This window comes from Coprococcus phoceensis, from assembly GCF_900104635.1.
Taxonomy (GTDB): Bacteria; Bacillota; Clostridia; order Lachnospirales; family Lachnospiraceae; genus Faecalimonas; species Faecalimonas phoceensis.
Map to the genome: position 1 here is coordinate 2,696,422 of NZ_FNWC01000007.1, position 14,888 is coordinate 2,711,309.

Consider the following 14,888-nt stretch of genomic DNA (forward strand, 5'->3'; position numbering starts at 1 on the left):
GCAAGCCTTCTCCGCTCCACAAAGGTCAGCCCCGGCTTCGTTTTTCCTTTTTTCTTATGTCTGTCCGGCTTTTCTGCCGCCTGCTTTTTCTTCAAGTTTACGCACCTCCTCTTTTATACGCTCTGTTTCTTCTAATCTTCTGTAAATATTTTCTGATTTGTAGGGACGAATCCCCGGTGTGAGGAATTTCTGCCTTATCATAAAATACAGAATCTTCTCTGCCGGAAATCCGTCCTTCTCATACATTGCCAGAAAGAAAAAAGGCAGCATGACCGCTACCATCAAAAGTGCCGATGCCTGTGTGCCGATAAACCCTTTTGTAAAAATGTAAAAGGGAATCCCTACCGCACCTGCACCGCTGAAGCAAATAAGCTGGCGTTTCGTCAGATTTAACGCTACTTTTGTCTTTATGCCGCTTAAATTCTTTGGCACTGCTACGGATATTGCCATAACATCACAGCCGGAGCTGATACTGCAAGCCCCGGCTGTTCCCTCCTTTCTTTGAAATGTGTTCTAATGAGCATTCCAGATTGATTTCGCAAGGGAACCTGTCTTGAACAGGCTGAAACACAGAACAACGGTATAAGCTGCCACCGACCACAGTGCTGTGTGCAGATTGTCCGCAACCGCAATGCCGGATACCAGCACCGCATAGATTGCCACGCATACCATAATGAAAAATCCCTGAAACGCCAGTGAACACAGTCCCTTGATATAATTGTTGCCGATACCGCCCCATTCCCGGTTACTGAATGTGGCAAAGGGAACCGGAGCTACTGAAATATAAAGGTAGATTTCAATCATTCTCCCGAAAAGCATGACGGTAATAAGCAGGGAGATGATTTTCATACATAAGCTGACAATCATAGTTTCGATACCAAGCCCGATCAGCTCGCCGATGCCCATTGTATCAATCTGACTGTCAAACATGGTTTTTAGGGTATCCGTCACATCAATGGTAGTGGAACCCGAAACAATACCGCCTGCTCTGGTCACGATATGGTTTCCCACATCAAAAATCGCCATTGTGATGTCAAAGGTGTAGCTGAGAAGCAGCACAGCGATACAGGCTTTGATAAGGTAACGGAAAAAGAACTCGCTTCCTACTTCATGCATATTGTTCTTATCCATGACCATTGTAATCAGCTCATAGCAGAGTATCGCACTGATGATCATGCCCGCTATGGGTATCATCACATTTTCCGAAAGGTTCTCTATCATAGAAAACACTCCGCTGTTCCATGAACTGGGTGTCCTGCCGACTTCCCCTGCGATTGTTCCGACCTTATCATTCACATCTGTAAACATCGTAGTAAGGTTGTCCATGACCCACCCTTGCAGTATTTCCTTTATAAATTCAGTTATCTTGTCGAGAATCGCTCCCATGACTTAGGAAAACAGGCTTGTAAGCTGCGGAATTACCGTCTGTGCCACAATTACAATACCGCCACCCGCCATGAGCTGCTTGACCCCTTGTGATTTTGCCCCTGGGTTATCATTTCCGTATCCCTCAAGAAGATTGATAACGCCCCATACTGCCACGCCTGCTCCGATTGCGGTTACAACGGTCTTTAATCCTGTTACTGCTGATGTAAAAAATGCCATATTCAGTTACCTCGTTCTTTCCGAAAATTTATTTTTTGCAAAAAATAAGGAGCATTGCTTTCTATCCGCAAAACTCCTGTACCTCTGGACATCGTGTCCAAATGTTCCTATTCAGTTGTATCCGGGGAAATCTCCCCGCATTCAAAGGCTTCATCTACCTTTGTCTTTTCTGTGACCTTCAAGTGGTGCAGATGTTTCACATACTGTTCCATATCAAAGGCATTTTTCTTGTCATAATCGGACAGCTCTTTGTACCGCTTGTGCTTCGTTATATCGAATTTATCCGAGAAAAATGGTCTGACACCTCTAAGCTGCATAATACATTTCCCGCCATCCATGACAGCAATCTCATCTTGGCTCATCAGTTCCTTTCCGGTCTTTTGGTAATTCAGACCGTAGGACTGGCTCGTCCCCCTCGTATCCGAGGTGTTGTACAGGTCAATGGTTTCTTTCCCCAATACCTCTGCTAATTCCTTTAGGGTGGTCTTTTCCTTTCCTCCGAGAAACAGCGTAGTGTCGCAGTTGCCCTCTATGGTATCGGCATTGTCCCTGTAAATCGCTTTGAGCTGTGATTTTGACTGCAAAATAATAGAAGCTGATATTTCCCTGCTTCGGATCGTAGCAATCAGCTTCTCAAACTGTGGAATCTGCCCGATGTTCGCAAACTCATCAAGGAGCATACGCACATGAACCGGGAGCCTTCCGTTATAAACATCGTCTGCCTTGTCGCAAAGCAAATTAAAGAGCTGGGAATACATGATAGACACCACAAAGTTAAACGTAGCATCTGTATCAGAAATAATAACGAACAACGCTGTTTTTTCCTCTCCCAGCGTGTCAAGCTCCAGTTCATCATATTCCATCAGGTCACGCAGCTCTTTTATATCAAATGGTGCTAACCTCGCACCGCAGCTAATCAGAATCGACTTCGCTGTTTTTCCTGCCGCAAGCTTATATTTCTTATACTGCCTTACAGCAAAATGGTTCGGGTCTTTTTCCTCCAGCTCCTCAAAGAGCAGATCAACAGCATTTTTGAAGTTTTCATCGTCCTCTCTTGCTTCACTTGCATCAATCATATCAATCAGCATGGCAAAATTCTGTTCTTCCTCCGGTGCTTCGTACCAGATGTATGCAATCAATGCTGTATAATAGAGTTTTTCTGCTTTGACCCAAAAGTCCTCACCGGATTGCTGCCCCTCTCCTTTTGTGTTGACTATGATTGTGTTGACGAGTTTCAAAATGTCCTTTTCGCTCCGCAGATAAGCAAATGGATTATAATGCATGGATTTTGCAAAGTTTATGGTGTTGAGGACTTTAATCTTATACTTGCCCCGCTTCAGCATCTTCCCACATTCCACTAAGATTGTGCCTTTCGGGTCAGTGACGCAATAGGACGAGTGCATCTGCATCAGGTTCGGCTTCACGAAAAATCTTGTTTTACCGGAGCCGGAACCGCCAATCACAAGAATATTTTTATTTCTTGCATACTTCGGTTCTTTCGGTCTGCCGGACATCATCAGACGCTCCGTAGCGGTCAGAAGAATATTATTTTCAAATACAGAATCCATATATGGCTCTATATCTTTGGCATTCCCCCACCGTGCAGAACCGTATTCCACACCCTGCCGGAATTTCTTGGCATTCTTCGCCTTATAATAAACAATGAATTTTAAGGCAACGCCTCCGGCGATTCCAATCAGCAAATCACTCAGAAAAAAACTGGGGAACGGATTGGAAAACATCCTGTCCATTTGGCTCATTACTACCATCATCTTGTCAGACGCATTACTGCCCTCTGCCACTCTCCATAAAAATGCTGCCTTATTACAGAAGTACCCGGCAAGCACATAGGGAAGATTCAGCAGTATCAGCTTTTTAACATCTGCACTTTTTGCTTTTTCCTTCAGCTTTTTGGGGACAGCTTTTAAATCTTTGGTAATGCCTGCTATGATATTAGTCATAGGCTCTGCCCCCTGTCCTTATTCTTTTCCCGGCTCCGTTCTTTGTTCTGATCCTTTGATACCACATCCCGGAAATGCTTTAATTTCTGCCTTACAGAAGTCCTACTGTTCTTTTTCTCATTTCCATAAACAAATTCCTTAAATGCCTGTGCCACAGCATCGGCATCCCTGCCCTTGAAAAATACCAGATACTTCGGTGGCTCGGTGGTCTTATCCTTTTTCACAGCAAAATCAACATTGTATTTACGAGCTACCCGCTCAAAGGATTTGATATTGCCATCTGTGATTTCAATGGATGAAGCACCTGCACCCTCGCCCACCAGTTCCTTAACCGACACTTTCCCATGCGTTTTCTGTGCCTGTTTTCTGCAATGATTCAGATACATTCTCATGGCAGATTTCAGGATATTGGCATCCAGCTTTGCAGCCTTAATCACAAGGGCGATTGTTTTCTGCGTTACTTCTTCCTGCATCTGTACCTCCTTCTTTCCTTTTTACTGCTGTTCCTTCAGGGCGGAACAAGCAGCCGATGTAGTAAATATTTCATGTTCTCTCCTTTCCGCTTCTGGACATCGTGTCCAAAAATTCTGATTTACAGGCAGCCTGCTCTGATACAGTCCTCGTACTCCCTTAATGCTTCCTCTGTATCTGCATCCACAGATAACTGGATACGAACAAAATCATGCAGCGTTCCCGCTAAAAGAAAATCCTTATAAAGCCGCCCAAAATCCTCAACAAACTTCTTTATCAAATGTTCCGGATCATCTCCAGCATGATATTGTACATAAATCTGACTTCTGCCTGTGTTTCCCAGCATATCCGTCAACTGATACGTCAGCTCTCCTGTCTGCTTGACCGAAATCTGAATCAGATTGTAATTCTTTCTCAATTTAAAATAGCTACTATGATACTCCGACGTTATTGTGATGTTTGGATTTTCTTCCAGTTCCATCACAACATCTGCCAGTTTTCCCAATAACGCTGCGGCTGCTTTTTTCTGAAATTCTCTCTTTTTCATTTCATCTGACCTCCATCCGGCTTCTGGACATCGTGTCCAAAAGCAATAAAAAAGGGCAGCTACAAATCTTTCGACTCATAACTGCCCTGACGCTGTTTTCTGTTTTTCCATGCCCTATTCCTTATATCGAATGACAGGGCACTGTTTTTGTTTATTTCCTATTTTTCTCCGCTCCAAGGCAAACACCATATCTCCGGTTCGCTCAAAAAAGCCGATGTCCTTTTTCCAGCTCATTCCACATTTGCAATGCTGCAAACCAATAAACTGCTGTTTCATTCTCCTGCCGCATACCGGACACCGCTTATTACTGCTTCCCTTTTTCTTTTTCGGCACATCCTCCTTTTTCTCCTTCGGCGGCTTTTCTTCCGGTATCCCATTTTCCGCAATACGAAGCTCATATCGTGGCAATTTTAAAAGATATGCTCGGTAAACCTCTTCATACGGAACCCAGATTGCAAGAGATTTCAGTTTTTCATAAATCCGGTCAATAATCTGCTTTGCTACCTCCTCATTTGGTATCTCTCCATTTTCCTTATAGAAAATGCAGGTTTCCCGAAACATCCAGTCTGCTATTTTCATCTTCTGCTTCTGTTTTAAATCCTTATAGGTCTTATTCGGCTGTTTCTGCTGTTTATATGCCAGTGAATGATGATTTGGTTTCATACAATCCCTCTTTCGGACAAATTCTGTTCAAAGCCATTATAACAAAATTTATGCCTGTATCAAATATTTCCGGTACATTTATTTCAACAGCATAACCGTACACATCTGTGCATGGAACAGACCATTCTCCACCGTAACATTATCAAGCAGCAATGCCTGAAACAACACATTCCTCACATTTTCAAGACTGACGATTTTCTGTTCATTCTCCGGCAGATGTACAAACTCCACACCGTCCTCCACAGCAGATTTTCTTGCGGCTTCACAATGAGTAAAAAGTCCCAGAATATACTTATTTGACATGGCAAAAGCATAGGTTTTCTGTCCATCATATACAATCTGGTACTTCTCCGCTGCTCCTTCCGGCAGACTGAAAACGCACTGCACTATTTCTAAACAAACCTTACCTGCATAGTCCGGTTTCAGTTTATTTTTATAGCGTTGTATTTTCCACTGGATTTCACTACGCTCCACAGGGGAATGGGTACGCTTAAACTGAATTTTCCGGCACAACATATCCAAATCCATATACACGTTATTTCCTACAAGATGCTCCGTATATCCTCTATATTCCCCCAACCGCAACAAATACGAAAGCACCTCATTCAGCTTTTCCTCTGATTCTATGAACTGAAACGGTTTTTCTCCAAATTCCAGATATTCAAACTGTAATGGGCAGCTCCCTTTCTCTATCTCCCGTTCCATAACTCTTTTTACATCTCGTAATGATTCCATTTTGCTCCTTTCCGCTTCTGGACATCGTGTCCAAAAGCAATAAAAAAAGGGCAGCTACAAATCTTTCAATTCATAACTGCCCTGACGCTGTTTTATTTCAGTTCTATTTCTGCCATTTTTGCAAATACTGCTTTTTGCTCTAAAAGCTCTTTCTGTTTTTCCTCCGGCAGACATTTGAAGATTTCCTCATATCCCATTTCCAGCATCGGCGTTCCCTTTGCGAAGAGATAGAGCCGGGTATCAAGCCATTCCTGCCATAAGTCCTCAAACATACTCTCACTGTCTGTATAGGTTATAACATCATTAAATCCATACTCCGGTGTGTAATATTGCAGCTTCACAAAACCGTACCGTCCTACATCCAATACCAAAATGCTTTCCAGCTCATACAGTTCTGCATAGGCTGCGGCAACCTTTTTGCACCGTTCCCGTTCTATGTCTGTAATGTAACTTTTCTCCACAGTTGCAAACCTCCTGTTTCGAGGCATCGTGCTGCCTCTTATTCAATCTTCCGTGTTTCTATTTCAAAAACACTTCCGTCCCTTGTTTTTATTGTAAAAATATTTGCGGCATCAGAGGTATCTATATCCTCAATCCCTAAAGCCACATCATTTTCATCTAATACTTCGTATAGCTGATCCTTAAACTCATTATGTTCCATAACTTTTTTACTCTCCTTGTATGTTTTATGGTGCGTACACGCACCATATTATTATATGTTTCATGCACTTAGAATACAAGTGTGGAAAGGAGCTTTCAGTATGATTAAATACGATCCGCTTTGGCGTACGCTAAAGGAAAAAGGAATCAGCCAGTACCAGCTTATCAAAGATTATGGCATTGATAAAGCACAGCTTCAGCGGCTTCGGCAGAACCTTGTTGTAAAAACGCTTATTTTAAACAGGCTTTGCCAGATACTTAACTGCCGGATTGAAGAGATTATGGAATACGTCCCGGATGATAATTAAAGGTGTTGTTCTGATTGATGAACAATGCCTTTTTCATTTTCGCTTTTCATCTGCACCTTTGGACATCGTGTCCAGAAGTATCACTGATTATCTTTATTATCTCCATCAGCACCATAACCATTCTCAGAATTACAACCACACCGCCAATCAGACCACCTACAATACAGTTCAGTGCCAGTATTCCTATACTTCCTGCAATTCCGAAATTTTTTGGTATGAGAATCATACACATTTTTCTGATCCCATAAGGACAGCCGACCAGTACCCAATACAGGAAAAAATCAAATCCTTCTGCTTTTCTGCAAATCGGATAACAGGTTATCATCCAAACTGCCAGCAACGATACCGGAAGCACAATTTTAACCAATATTCTTTTCATTCCAGCCACCTCCGTACATATCATGCTGTACCTCCTGCTGATAATAATGATTCATCGTTGAGGGTGCATTATAAAGAGCTGTTACCATATATGCCTTGATATTTGCAATTTTCGTAGTTGTTTCCTGCATACATCCTATCACATATTCCAAATGGGAGCTATTCAGTTTGAGGAACTTTGATTTTACAAGCTCATATGGATAATCATTTCCACCGATTTTAACAGTCTTATGCTTCACACATACAATCTCGCAGATTACCTCATACAATTCCTCATACAGCCCTTTGTCCTGCCATCTGCCATATTTCATGTGATGTTCGTACTCAATATTCTCTTTGATGATTTCCATGTAAGCATTGACATCTTCCATCACATCAATCTCCCCTTCCAACTCACTGCCGGATTGATTGATAGGATTGATATAATTCCTATCAATATTACTCTGGTTAGTATGATTATAGTTAGTATAATTAGGGTCTGCTTTTTGAACTTCCGCAAGTTCAGATATTGTACTTCTTGAAGTAAAATTTTTAGACTTCTGGAAGTCTGCTTTTTGAACCTCTTGAAGTTCAGTTTCTGAACTTCTGGAAGTATAACTTTTAGAACTCTTGAGGTTCAAATCCTGAACTTCTGTGGAAACATCAGCATTTGCAGGCGTTTCTTCTTCTGCTTCTCCTATTGTGGCAAAATTCTTTACATAAATAATATCCGGTTTTCCAAGTCCCCTGCGTTTCTTTTCGATCAATCCTATCCCATTATCACTGTCCAACTCTTTCATAATCTTAACACAGGTTGCTTTTGCACATCCCAAATCCTCCATGACATTATCAAGAGTATAAATGATATAGGCTCTGTTTTCTTCATCCAACCAGCCATTTTTCATAGACAGTGACATACGGTCAAGCATCAGACCGTACAGGAGCTTGGCATCGCTGCTAAGCCCCTTGAAACGCTCGTCTTTAATCAGCAACCGAGGAACACGATAAAAGGAAAACTGTTCTGCTTCAATCCCATAGTAATAATCAAACTGTATCTGTTTACCCATTTTACCGCACCCCCTTTACTGTTTCTTCTGCCATTCCTCCAATAATTGCAGGATAATCCCCTCAATCTCTTCGCTGGAGTATTCCTCTGAAAAAAACTGGCTGATTTTTTCAGACTTGATTGTAACTTTCCTCTCTTTCGGCTTTTCCTCGGTCAGTATCAGACGCACCATCGGCAGCGTCAGTTCGCCGCTTTTCCCATATTCCTTCAGCTTGGCAGACTGTACTGTGGAAATATTTGCTCCGCTTTCCTCAAGGATTACCAGCACCCACTGTTGTGCATCTTCCGACAGAAAGGAAATGTCAACACCCTGTACCAGACCGATTTTCTTTCTGTCAACCAACTCTAGCAGCTCATCGGACAGCCTTGCAAGCCAGATATACCGTTGCACCGTCTTTCCGCTTTCTCCGGCAGCTTCTCCTACCTCGTCAAGCGTATTTCCGTTTCCTTTTCTGCCCTGATGCTTCATAGCCTCGTATTTCATGGCATAAGCTTTCGCCTTCTCACTTGGCAGAATGTCCTCACGCTGAATGTTGGAATCCACCATGATAATCGTAGCTTCATCGTCTGTATAATTGCGGACTATCACAGGCATATCCTCTTTTCCTGCCCGTTCTGAACCTCGTTTTCTGCGGTGTCCGGCTATGATTTCATAGCCACCCTCTGCCCTCGGTCTTGCAATTCCCGGTACGAGCACCCCATACTTACTGATGCTTTCCGTTGTTTCTTCCATTTTTTCATCGTCCAGTACACGGAACGGATGATTTCTAAACTCATGCAAATCCGTGAGCTTGGCTCTGATAATCTGCTCTTCGCTCCCTGTCTTTTCTTCTGCATTTCCAAATAAATCATCATAACTGCTTAATTTTACCTTTGCGGCACTTCCTGCTTTACTCATTCCCAAGCACCTCCTCCGTCAAAGACTGATAAGCAGCGGCTACTTTGCCTTTCGGATCATGTTCGTAGATACTGACACCCTCTGCGGAAATCTCTGCCGCACGGACGGAAATGGGAATACTGTTTTCAAATATCCGCACCTTGCTACCGTAATTCTCCACCAGTAATGCAGTAATGTCCTTTGCATAATTGGTTCGAGCATCCACCATTGTCAGCAGAATCCCCTCAATCATCAGCTTCGGGTTAATCTGTCTCCTGACCTTTCCTATGGTCTTAATAAGCTGCTGCAACCCTTTTGCCGGAAGATATGCCGCCTGCACTGGAATCAGAATACTGTCCGCACAGGCAAAAGCGTTTATAGTAATCATGCCGAGAGAGGGCATACAGTCAATCAGAATATAATCATAATTATCCTTTACCAGCTCTATGTAGGAACGCATCACAAGCTCTCTGCTCATCACATTTACAAGTGATACTTCCAGACCGGAAAGCTCAATGTTTCCCGGCATCAGGTCAATTCCCTCTTTGTGTTTCAGGATACCATAATCCGCTTCCATATCTTCATCATTGATGATATTGCCAAGTGCTGTTGCAAGTGTTTCCTCTAGCTTGTCCGGCTCTGTGAAGCCAAGACTGTCTGTCAGACTGCCCTGTGCATCGGCATCAATCAGCAGGACTTTCTTGCCCTGTTTTGCCAATCCTATGCCTAAATTACTGGTTGTGGTGGTCTTGCCCACACCACCTTTTTGGTTTGCGATTGCGATTATTTTACACATGATAGATTCTCCTTTGTTTTCTGCTATTTTTCTGCTACGTTTCTTTTCTTTACTTCTACATACGCCCTGTAAAATTTCTTCGTTCCCTTATTCGGATACATCTCGGAAAACTCCGTTACTTCCACTTTCGGATTCCTCTGCAAAATCTTTCCGAACCACTTAATATCATTCTTTGTTCCCATCAATCTGACTTTTAACATTAGTCTGTTCCTCCCAATAAGGCATACAGCTTATGGTTGTATGTGGCATATTCCGGATACCGAATCTGAATTGCCTGCCAGAAATATGGTGCATAAGCACAGCAGAATATTTCCTCCACCGTGTACTGCCTGCACTCGTCCACCTGTTCTTCTGCATCTTCATAATCGGAAACACTTGGTGTTCCATTGCAATACAGATTGAATGCCATTCTGATCACTCTCACACTTCCACTGGTCTGCCAGCCTTCGTGTAAACACTCTGTTATTACGCATCCTGTTTTGAAATCATAAATTCTGTAAACATTTCTTCTGGTATCATCGCTGATCCCAAGACAATAGCAGAGTGCCTTGTGGTAAACATCCTGATACCGGACTTCCTTTAACTTCTCGTAGTAGAATTTCTCATGTGCATCGCTGATAAAAATAATCTTTTCTTCCTTTTTGGTTTCTGCTCCTAACGCTGTACTTGTCATAATAGAACCCTCCTTGTGTTATTTTGATTTTGTTTTGACCATAACAACAGAAAAAGGACACTCTCCGTTTTATTGGAAAATGTCCTTTTAATAGCATTCAACTATTAAGTTTTGAAAGGTTCTGATTTCTAAAACATCCCTTTTCAGTCCATATTAGTCCACCGAATGACACAAATTTGATGTCAATTTGATGTCAAACACTCGATAAACTCATAAAAGTCTATGGATTTTCTGATTCTTAGTACAACTTCGCACCTGCCGGAATCCAGTCATTCACCATGAGAAGATTTAATCCCTCATGTCCATCTTCCTCGTGTACTGCTGAAATCAGCATACCCTCGGAATCAATGCCCATCATCTTTCTCGGAGGCAAATTTACGATTGCAATCGCTGTCTTGCCAATCAGATCTTCTGGCTCGTAATACTCGTGAATACCGCTTAAAATCGTGCGTTTCCGGTCTGTTCCGTCATCCAGAGTGAACTTTAAAAGCTTCTTTGACTTCGGTACTGCTTCACATTCCAGAATCTTTACTGCACGGAAATCAGCCTTTGCAAAGGTATCGAAATCAATCATTTCTTCAAACAATGGTTCGATTTTTACGTTGGAGAAATCAATCTTTTCTGCAACCTTTTCCTCTGCCACAGCAGCATTTTCTACTGCCTTTTCAGCCTTCCCTTCGCCCTTCTTAGCGTCCAGGGACTTCATTGTCGGGAACAGTAACACATCTCTGATTGCTGCGCTGTCTGTCAACAACATACACATTCTGTCGATTCCGAATCCGATACCTCCTGTTGGCGGCATACCGATTTCAAGTGCGTTCAAGAAATCTTCGTCTGTTGTGTTCGCTTCTTCATCACCTTGTGCAAGCAATTCTTCCTGTGCTTTGAAACGTTCTCTCTGGTCGATTGGGTCATTCAGCTCTGAGTACGCATTTGCCATTTCCCATCCATTCATAAAGAACTCGAAACGTTCTGTGTATTCTGGATTCTCTGGTTTTTTCTTTGTAAGTGGAGAAATCTCGATTGGATGATCCATTACAAATGTTGGCTGAATCAAGTGCTCCTCTGCAAATTCTTCGAAGAATAACGCAAGAATATCACCTTTTTTGTGACGTTCTTCAAATTCTACGTGGTGTTCTTTTGCAGCTGCTCTTGCTTCTTCCAGTGTGTGAATCTCATCAAAATCAACACCTGCATATTTCTTTACAGCGTCTACCATTGTGATTCTCTCAAATGGTTTTCCAAGATCCATCTCTACCCCATTGTAAGTGATTGTTGTTGTTCCAAGCACTTCCTGTGCCACATAACGGTACAAGTTCTCTGTCAGATCCATCATTCCGTTGTAATCTGTATATGCCTGATATAATTCCATCAATGTAAATTCCGGATTATGTCTTGTATCCAAACCTTCGTTACGGAATACTCGTCCAATTTCATAAACGCGTTCCAATCCGCCGACAATCAATCTCTTCAAATACAATTCCAAAGAAATACGAAGTTTGAGATCTTCATTTAAAGCATTGAAATGTGTCTCAAACGGTCTTGCTGCTGCACCACCAGCATTTGCTACCAGCATCGGTGTCTCAACTTCCATAAATCCCTGTCCGTCTAAATATCTTCTGATAGAAGCCAAAATTTTAGAACGTTTAACAAATGTATCTTTTACATCCGGATTCATGATCAAATCCACATATCTCTGACGGTAACGTAAATCCGTGTTTGTCAATCCGTGGAATTTCTCCGGAAGAATCTGCAAGCTCTTTGCAAGCAATGTTACTTCCTCTGCATGGATCGAAATCTCACCCATTTTTGTGCGGAATACCTCACCTTTGATTCCCACGATATCACCGATATCCATCTTCTTAAAGTCTTTATAAGCTTCCTCACCTACACAGTCTCTTGCAACATAAGACTGAATATTTCCCTGTAAATCCTGCACATTACAGAATGAAGCTTTTCCCATCACACGCTTAGACATAATACGTCCTGCGATAGACACTTTCTTTCCTTCCATTGTCTCAAAGTTATCTTTGATCTCCTGGCTGTGCGCATCTGCATCATATTTTGTAATCTGGAATGGATCTTTTCCATTTGTCTGCAAATCTGCAAATTTCTCACGGCGCACTTTTCTCAATTGATTAATATCTTGTTCTTGTACATTCTTTTGTTCAGCCATGTCTCTTCTCTCCTATTCTTATACGCTTCTGTCGATTTTCAGCACTTCGTACTCGATGATACCAGCCTGAGCTTCTACCTCTACTTTATCTCCCACTTTTTTTCCAATCAGTGCTTTTCCAAGCGGAGACTCATTCGAAATCTTACCTGCAAGGCTGTTTGCCTCCGTAGAACCTACGATTTTGTATTCTACTTCTTCTTCAAATTCTACGTCATATAATGAAACAGTGCAGCCTACGTTGATTTTGTCAAAGTCTACTTCATCTTCTACAACAACCTCTGCATTTTTCAAGATTTTCTCAATCTCTTCAATACGTGCTTCAATATCACGCTGTTCATCTTTTGCTGCATCGTATTCTGCGTTTTCTGATAAGTCGCCCTGCTCTCTTGCTTCTTTGATCTTTACAGCAACTTCTTTACGTCTTACCACCTTTAAATTCTCCAACTCTTCTTCCAGCGCTTTTAATCCTGCATAAGTGAGTAATGTTTTCTTTTCTGCCATTTTTATACTTCCTTTCTTACCCCTTTACGCCCCTTTTCGGAGCATATCTATTTTGAAAATTCTGCCTTAAAAATTCTGATAAATAATTTTATTTTCACAATTTCAATATTATACATGATACGTCCTCTAATGTCAAGAATTCCGCTGGTTTTCCACTCGTTTTCATACATGCGACATGGTTACTGTTCACTCTTTATCGCCGCCCACATGGCTGAACTTATACCTTTCTAATCCCCTACTCCAAAATCGGTATTCTCATAGAGCACTTCTACTGTCGGATCTTCTTCCAAATACGCATATTTTTCCAAAAACCAGCGCACCAGTTCTTCATCCCGAACGACATCCGTCGTATTGTTTGTAAACACATTGACCGTCCCCAGTCTAAAATGCTCTTTCAGCATCCGAATGTCATAATCGATCATTTCCTTTGTTTGTCCTTTGATTCCGACCATCAGACACGGCGAATCGAACAGTTCCGCCACCTCCTCCGGTGTTGTAAATCCTGCGTTTTTATTCAAATACTGCTGGCGAAATTCATTGTCAAACGTTTCCACCCCTATTTTGAACACAATAGGAATCCCCATATAATCTCGCATTTCCTGCAATTTTTTACGATACATCCAGTGGCTTTCAAAAAATAGTTTCTTAATCTTTTTTGTTTGTATTAAGATTCGGATTTCCTCCAATGTCTCTTTTGGCAGTTCAAAGCAGCTCCCCGAATTGATGACTTCCAAGACACCGAATTCTCCTGTTACCTGCGACAAAATCTCGTGGTTTAACCGAATCATCTCATCTTTTTGATTTGAATTATCCTCTATATAATCGCAAAATCTGCATTTCCCCCATATACATGGAAATGCCTTTAAAAGCACGATCTCCCTCTGATTTTTATTTGTAATTTTGCTATACCTGTCCATTCGTTTTTCCCTCTCGAATCTGCTGTTTCATCGAATTTGACAGTACTGCAAGAACCGCCACAACAATTGCAATTGAGATCAAGCGGTCTGCATAGTCTGTCACAATCTGTACGACAAACGCACTCGCAACCATATTCAATCCCAGTTTATGCAAAAGTGTCACAAGAATCGATGAACCGGAAGATGTCACTCCGCCAAACACATACGCTGTGATGCACGCACTGATAATTGTTCCCGCAATTGACACACAAAATGCCCCAAGAAAAATATTCCATTTTTTTAACAACGTTGTCCGAAAAAGAATTCCAGCTGCCACTCCGGTCACTATCTGCACCGGGATAAAATAGAGCGAATAAATATCTGTCGTGATGCCAGAAATCACACCGCTGACCACCCCGGCAAGAACTCCTCCAACTGGACCAAGCAACGCCGATGCCAGAAATGTCCCGATACTGTCCAAATAAATCGGAAGCCGCAGAACAAGCGCAAGATTTCCTCCAATAATATTAATCACCGCACTCAATGCAATAAAACAAACCTGTACCACTGTCAATTTTTTCATTTTCCTTCTCCTC

The 14,888-nt window shown here is 42.0% G+C and carries 20 protein-coding genes and 1 pseudogene; 1 reads left to right on the forward strand and 20 read right to left on the reverse strand.

The window, feature by feature from the left end; genetic code table 11:
- Positions 1 to 54 precede the first annotated feature (54 nt).
- The 10 genes and pseudogenes from BQ5364_RS16330 to BQ5364_RS18120 all read right to left on the reverse strand — a co-directional run bounded on the left by BQ5364_RS16330 (position 55) and on the right by BQ5364_RS18120 (position 6,643).
- Positions 55 to 450: a PrgI family protein gene (locus BQ5364_RS16330; protein WP_002596354.1), complete on the reverse strand. Its 396-nt coding sequence runs from the start codon at positions 448 to 450 to the stop codon at positions 55 to 57.
- Positions 451 to 513: 63 nt separating this feature from the next.
- A complete protein-coding gene (locus BQ5364_RS16335) occupies positions 514 to 1,386 on the reverse strand; it encodes a VirB6/TrbL-like conjugal transfer protein, CD1112 family (RefSeq protein WP_038259682.1) in 873 nt (290 codons plus the stop codon).
- 3 nt (positions 1,387 to 1,389) lie between these two features.
- Positions 1,390 to 1,605 (reverse strand): Maff2 family mobile element protein, encoded by a 216-nt coding sequence (locus BQ5364_RS16340; RefSeq protein ID WP_071144656.1) that lies wholly within the window; start codon positions 1,603 to 1,605, stop codon positions 1,390 to 1,392.
- 107 nt (positions 1,606 to 1,712) lie between these two features.
- Positions 1,713 to 3,344, reverse strand: a pseudogene (locus BQ5364_RS16345) (VirD4-like conjugal transfer protein, CD1115 family); the annotation flags it as partial.
- Positions 3,345 to 3,562: 218 nt separating this feature from the next.
- Positions 3,563 to 4,039, reverse strand: a complete 477-nt coding sequence (locus tag BQ5364_RS16350; protein ID WP_002596311.1) for a PcfB family protein — start codon at positions 4,037 to 4,039, stop codon at positions 3,563 to 3,565.
- Positions 4,040 to 4,158: 119 nt separating this feature from the next.
- Positions 4,159 to 4,584 (reverse strand): hypothetical protein, encoded by a 426-nt coding sequence (locus BQ5364_RS16355; protein WP_002596310.1) that lies wholly within the window; start codon positions 4,582 to 4,584, stop codon positions 4,159 to 4,161.
- A 114-nt stretch (positions 4,585 to 4,698) separates the two neighbouring features.
- Positions 4,699 to 5,247, reverse strand: a complete 549-nt coding sequence (locus BQ5364_RS16360) for a hypothetical protein (protein ID WP_002596309.1) — start codon at positions 5,245 to 5,247, stop codon at positions 4,699 to 4,701.
- 78 nt (positions 5,248 to 5,325) lie between these two features.
- Positions 5,326 to 5,982: a hypothetical protein gene (locus tag BQ5364_RS16365; protein ID WP_002596308.1), complete on the reverse strand. Its 657-nt coding sequence runs from the start codon at positions 5,980 to 5,982 to the stop codon at positions 5,326 to 5,328.
- Positions 5,983 to 6,074: 92 nt separating this feature from the next.
- Entirely contained in the window at positions 6,075 to 6,443 is a 369-nt protein-coding gene (locus BQ5364_RS16370; protein ID WP_014081156.1) for a hypothetical protein, read from the reverse strand.
- Between the two features lie 38 nt (positions 6,444 to 6,481).
- Positions 6,482 to 6,643, reverse strand: a complete 162-nt coding sequence (locus tag BQ5364_RS18120; protein WP_002596306.1) for a hypothetical protein — start codon at positions 6,641 to 6,643, stop codon at positions 6,482 to 6,484.
- A 100-nt stretch (positions 6,644 to 6,743) separates the two neighbouring features.
- Between BQ5364_RS18120 and BQ5364_RS16375 the strand changes: the two genes are divergently transcribed.
- Entirely contained in the window at positions 6,744 to 6,950 is a 207-nt protein-coding gene (locus BQ5364_RS16375; RefSeq protein WP_002596305.1) for a helix-turn-helix domain-containing protein, read from the forward strand.
- 46 nt (positions 6,951 to 6,996) lie between these two features.
- Here BQ5364_RS16375 and BQ5364_RS16380 read toward each other — a convergent pair whose 3' ends face one another.
- The 10 genes from BQ5364_RS16380 to BQ5364_RS16420 form a co-directional block, all read right to left on the reverse strand.
- The gene (locus BQ5364_RS16380; RefSeq protein ID WP_038259775.1) at positions 6,997 to 7,329 is read right to left on the reverse strand and encodes a DUF6050 family protein; all 333 of its coding nucleotides are present in this window, start codon (positions 7,327 to 7,329) and stop codon (positions 6,997 to 6,999) included.
- Positions 7,310 to 8,374, reverse strand: coding sequence for a DUF6017 domain-containing protein (locus BQ5364_RS16385; RefSeq protein ID WP_014081158.1), 1,065 nt, complete (start codon positions 8,372 to 8,374; stop codon positions 7,310 to 7,312). The genes BQ5364_RS16380 and BQ5364_RS16385 overlap by 20 nt, the downstream gene beginning before the upstream one ends.
- Before the next feature lie 15 nt (positions 8,375 to 8,389).
- Entirely contained in the window at positions 8,390 to 9,271 is an 882-nt protein-coding gene (locus tag BQ5364_RS16390; RefSeq protein ID WP_002596302.1) for a ParB/RepB/Spo0J family partition protein, read from the reverse strand.
- Positions 9,264 to 10,046, reverse strand: coding sequence for a ParA family protein (locus BQ5364_RS16395; RefSeq protein WP_002596301.1), 783 nt, complete (start codon positions 10,044 to 10,046; stop codon positions 9,264 to 9,266). Before BQ5364_RS16395 ends, BQ5364_RS16390 begins: the two co-directional genes overlap by 8 nt.
- Before the next feature lie 23 nt (positions 10,047 to 10,069).
- Positions 10,070 to 10,246: a hypothetical protein gene (locus BQ5364_RS18125; RefSeq protein WP_002596300.1), complete on the reverse strand. Its 177-nt coding sequence runs from the start codon at positions 10,244 to 10,246 to the stop codon at positions 10,070 to 10,072.
- Positions 10,246 to 10,719, reverse strand: a complete 474-nt coding sequence (locus BQ5364_RS16400; protein WP_002596299.1) for a DUF6075 family protein — start codon at positions 10,717 to 10,719, stop codon at positions 10,246 to 10,248. The genes BQ5364_RS18125 and BQ5364_RS16400 overlap by 1 nt, the downstream gene beginning before the upstream one ends.
- A gap of 238 nt (positions 10,720 to 10,957) precedes the next feature.
- A complete protein-coding gene (lysS, locus tag BQ5364_RS16405) occupies positions 10,958 to 12,895 on the reverse strand; it encodes a lysine--tRNA ligase (protein ID WP_071144657.1) in 1,938 nt (645 codons plus the stop codon).
- A gap of 18 nt (positions 12,896 to 12,913) precedes the next feature.
- Positions 12,914 to 13,396 carry a transcription elongation factor GreA gene (greA, locus tag BQ5364_RS16410; RefSeq protein ID WP_022250723.1) on the reverse strand — a complete coding sequence of 161 codons (483 nt, stop codon included), beginning with the start codon at positions 13,394 to 13,396 and terminating at the stop codon, positions 12,914 to 12,916.
- Positions 13,397 to 13,623: 227 nt separating this feature from the next.
- Positions 13,624 to 14,313, reverse strand: a complete 690-nt coding sequence (locus BQ5364_RS16415) for a radical SAM domain protein (protein WP_022250724.1) — start codon at positions 14,311 to 14,313, stop codon at positions 13,624 to 13,626.
- Positions 14,300 to 14,875 (reverse strand): ECF transporter S component, encoded by a 576-nt coding sequence (locus BQ5364_RS16420; protein WP_022250725.1) that lies wholly within the window; start codon positions 14,873 to 14,875, stop codon positions 14,300 to 14,302. Before BQ5364_RS16420 ends, BQ5364_RS16415 begins: the two co-directional genes overlap by 14 nt.
- Positions 14,876 to 14,888: the final 13 nt, after the last annotated feature.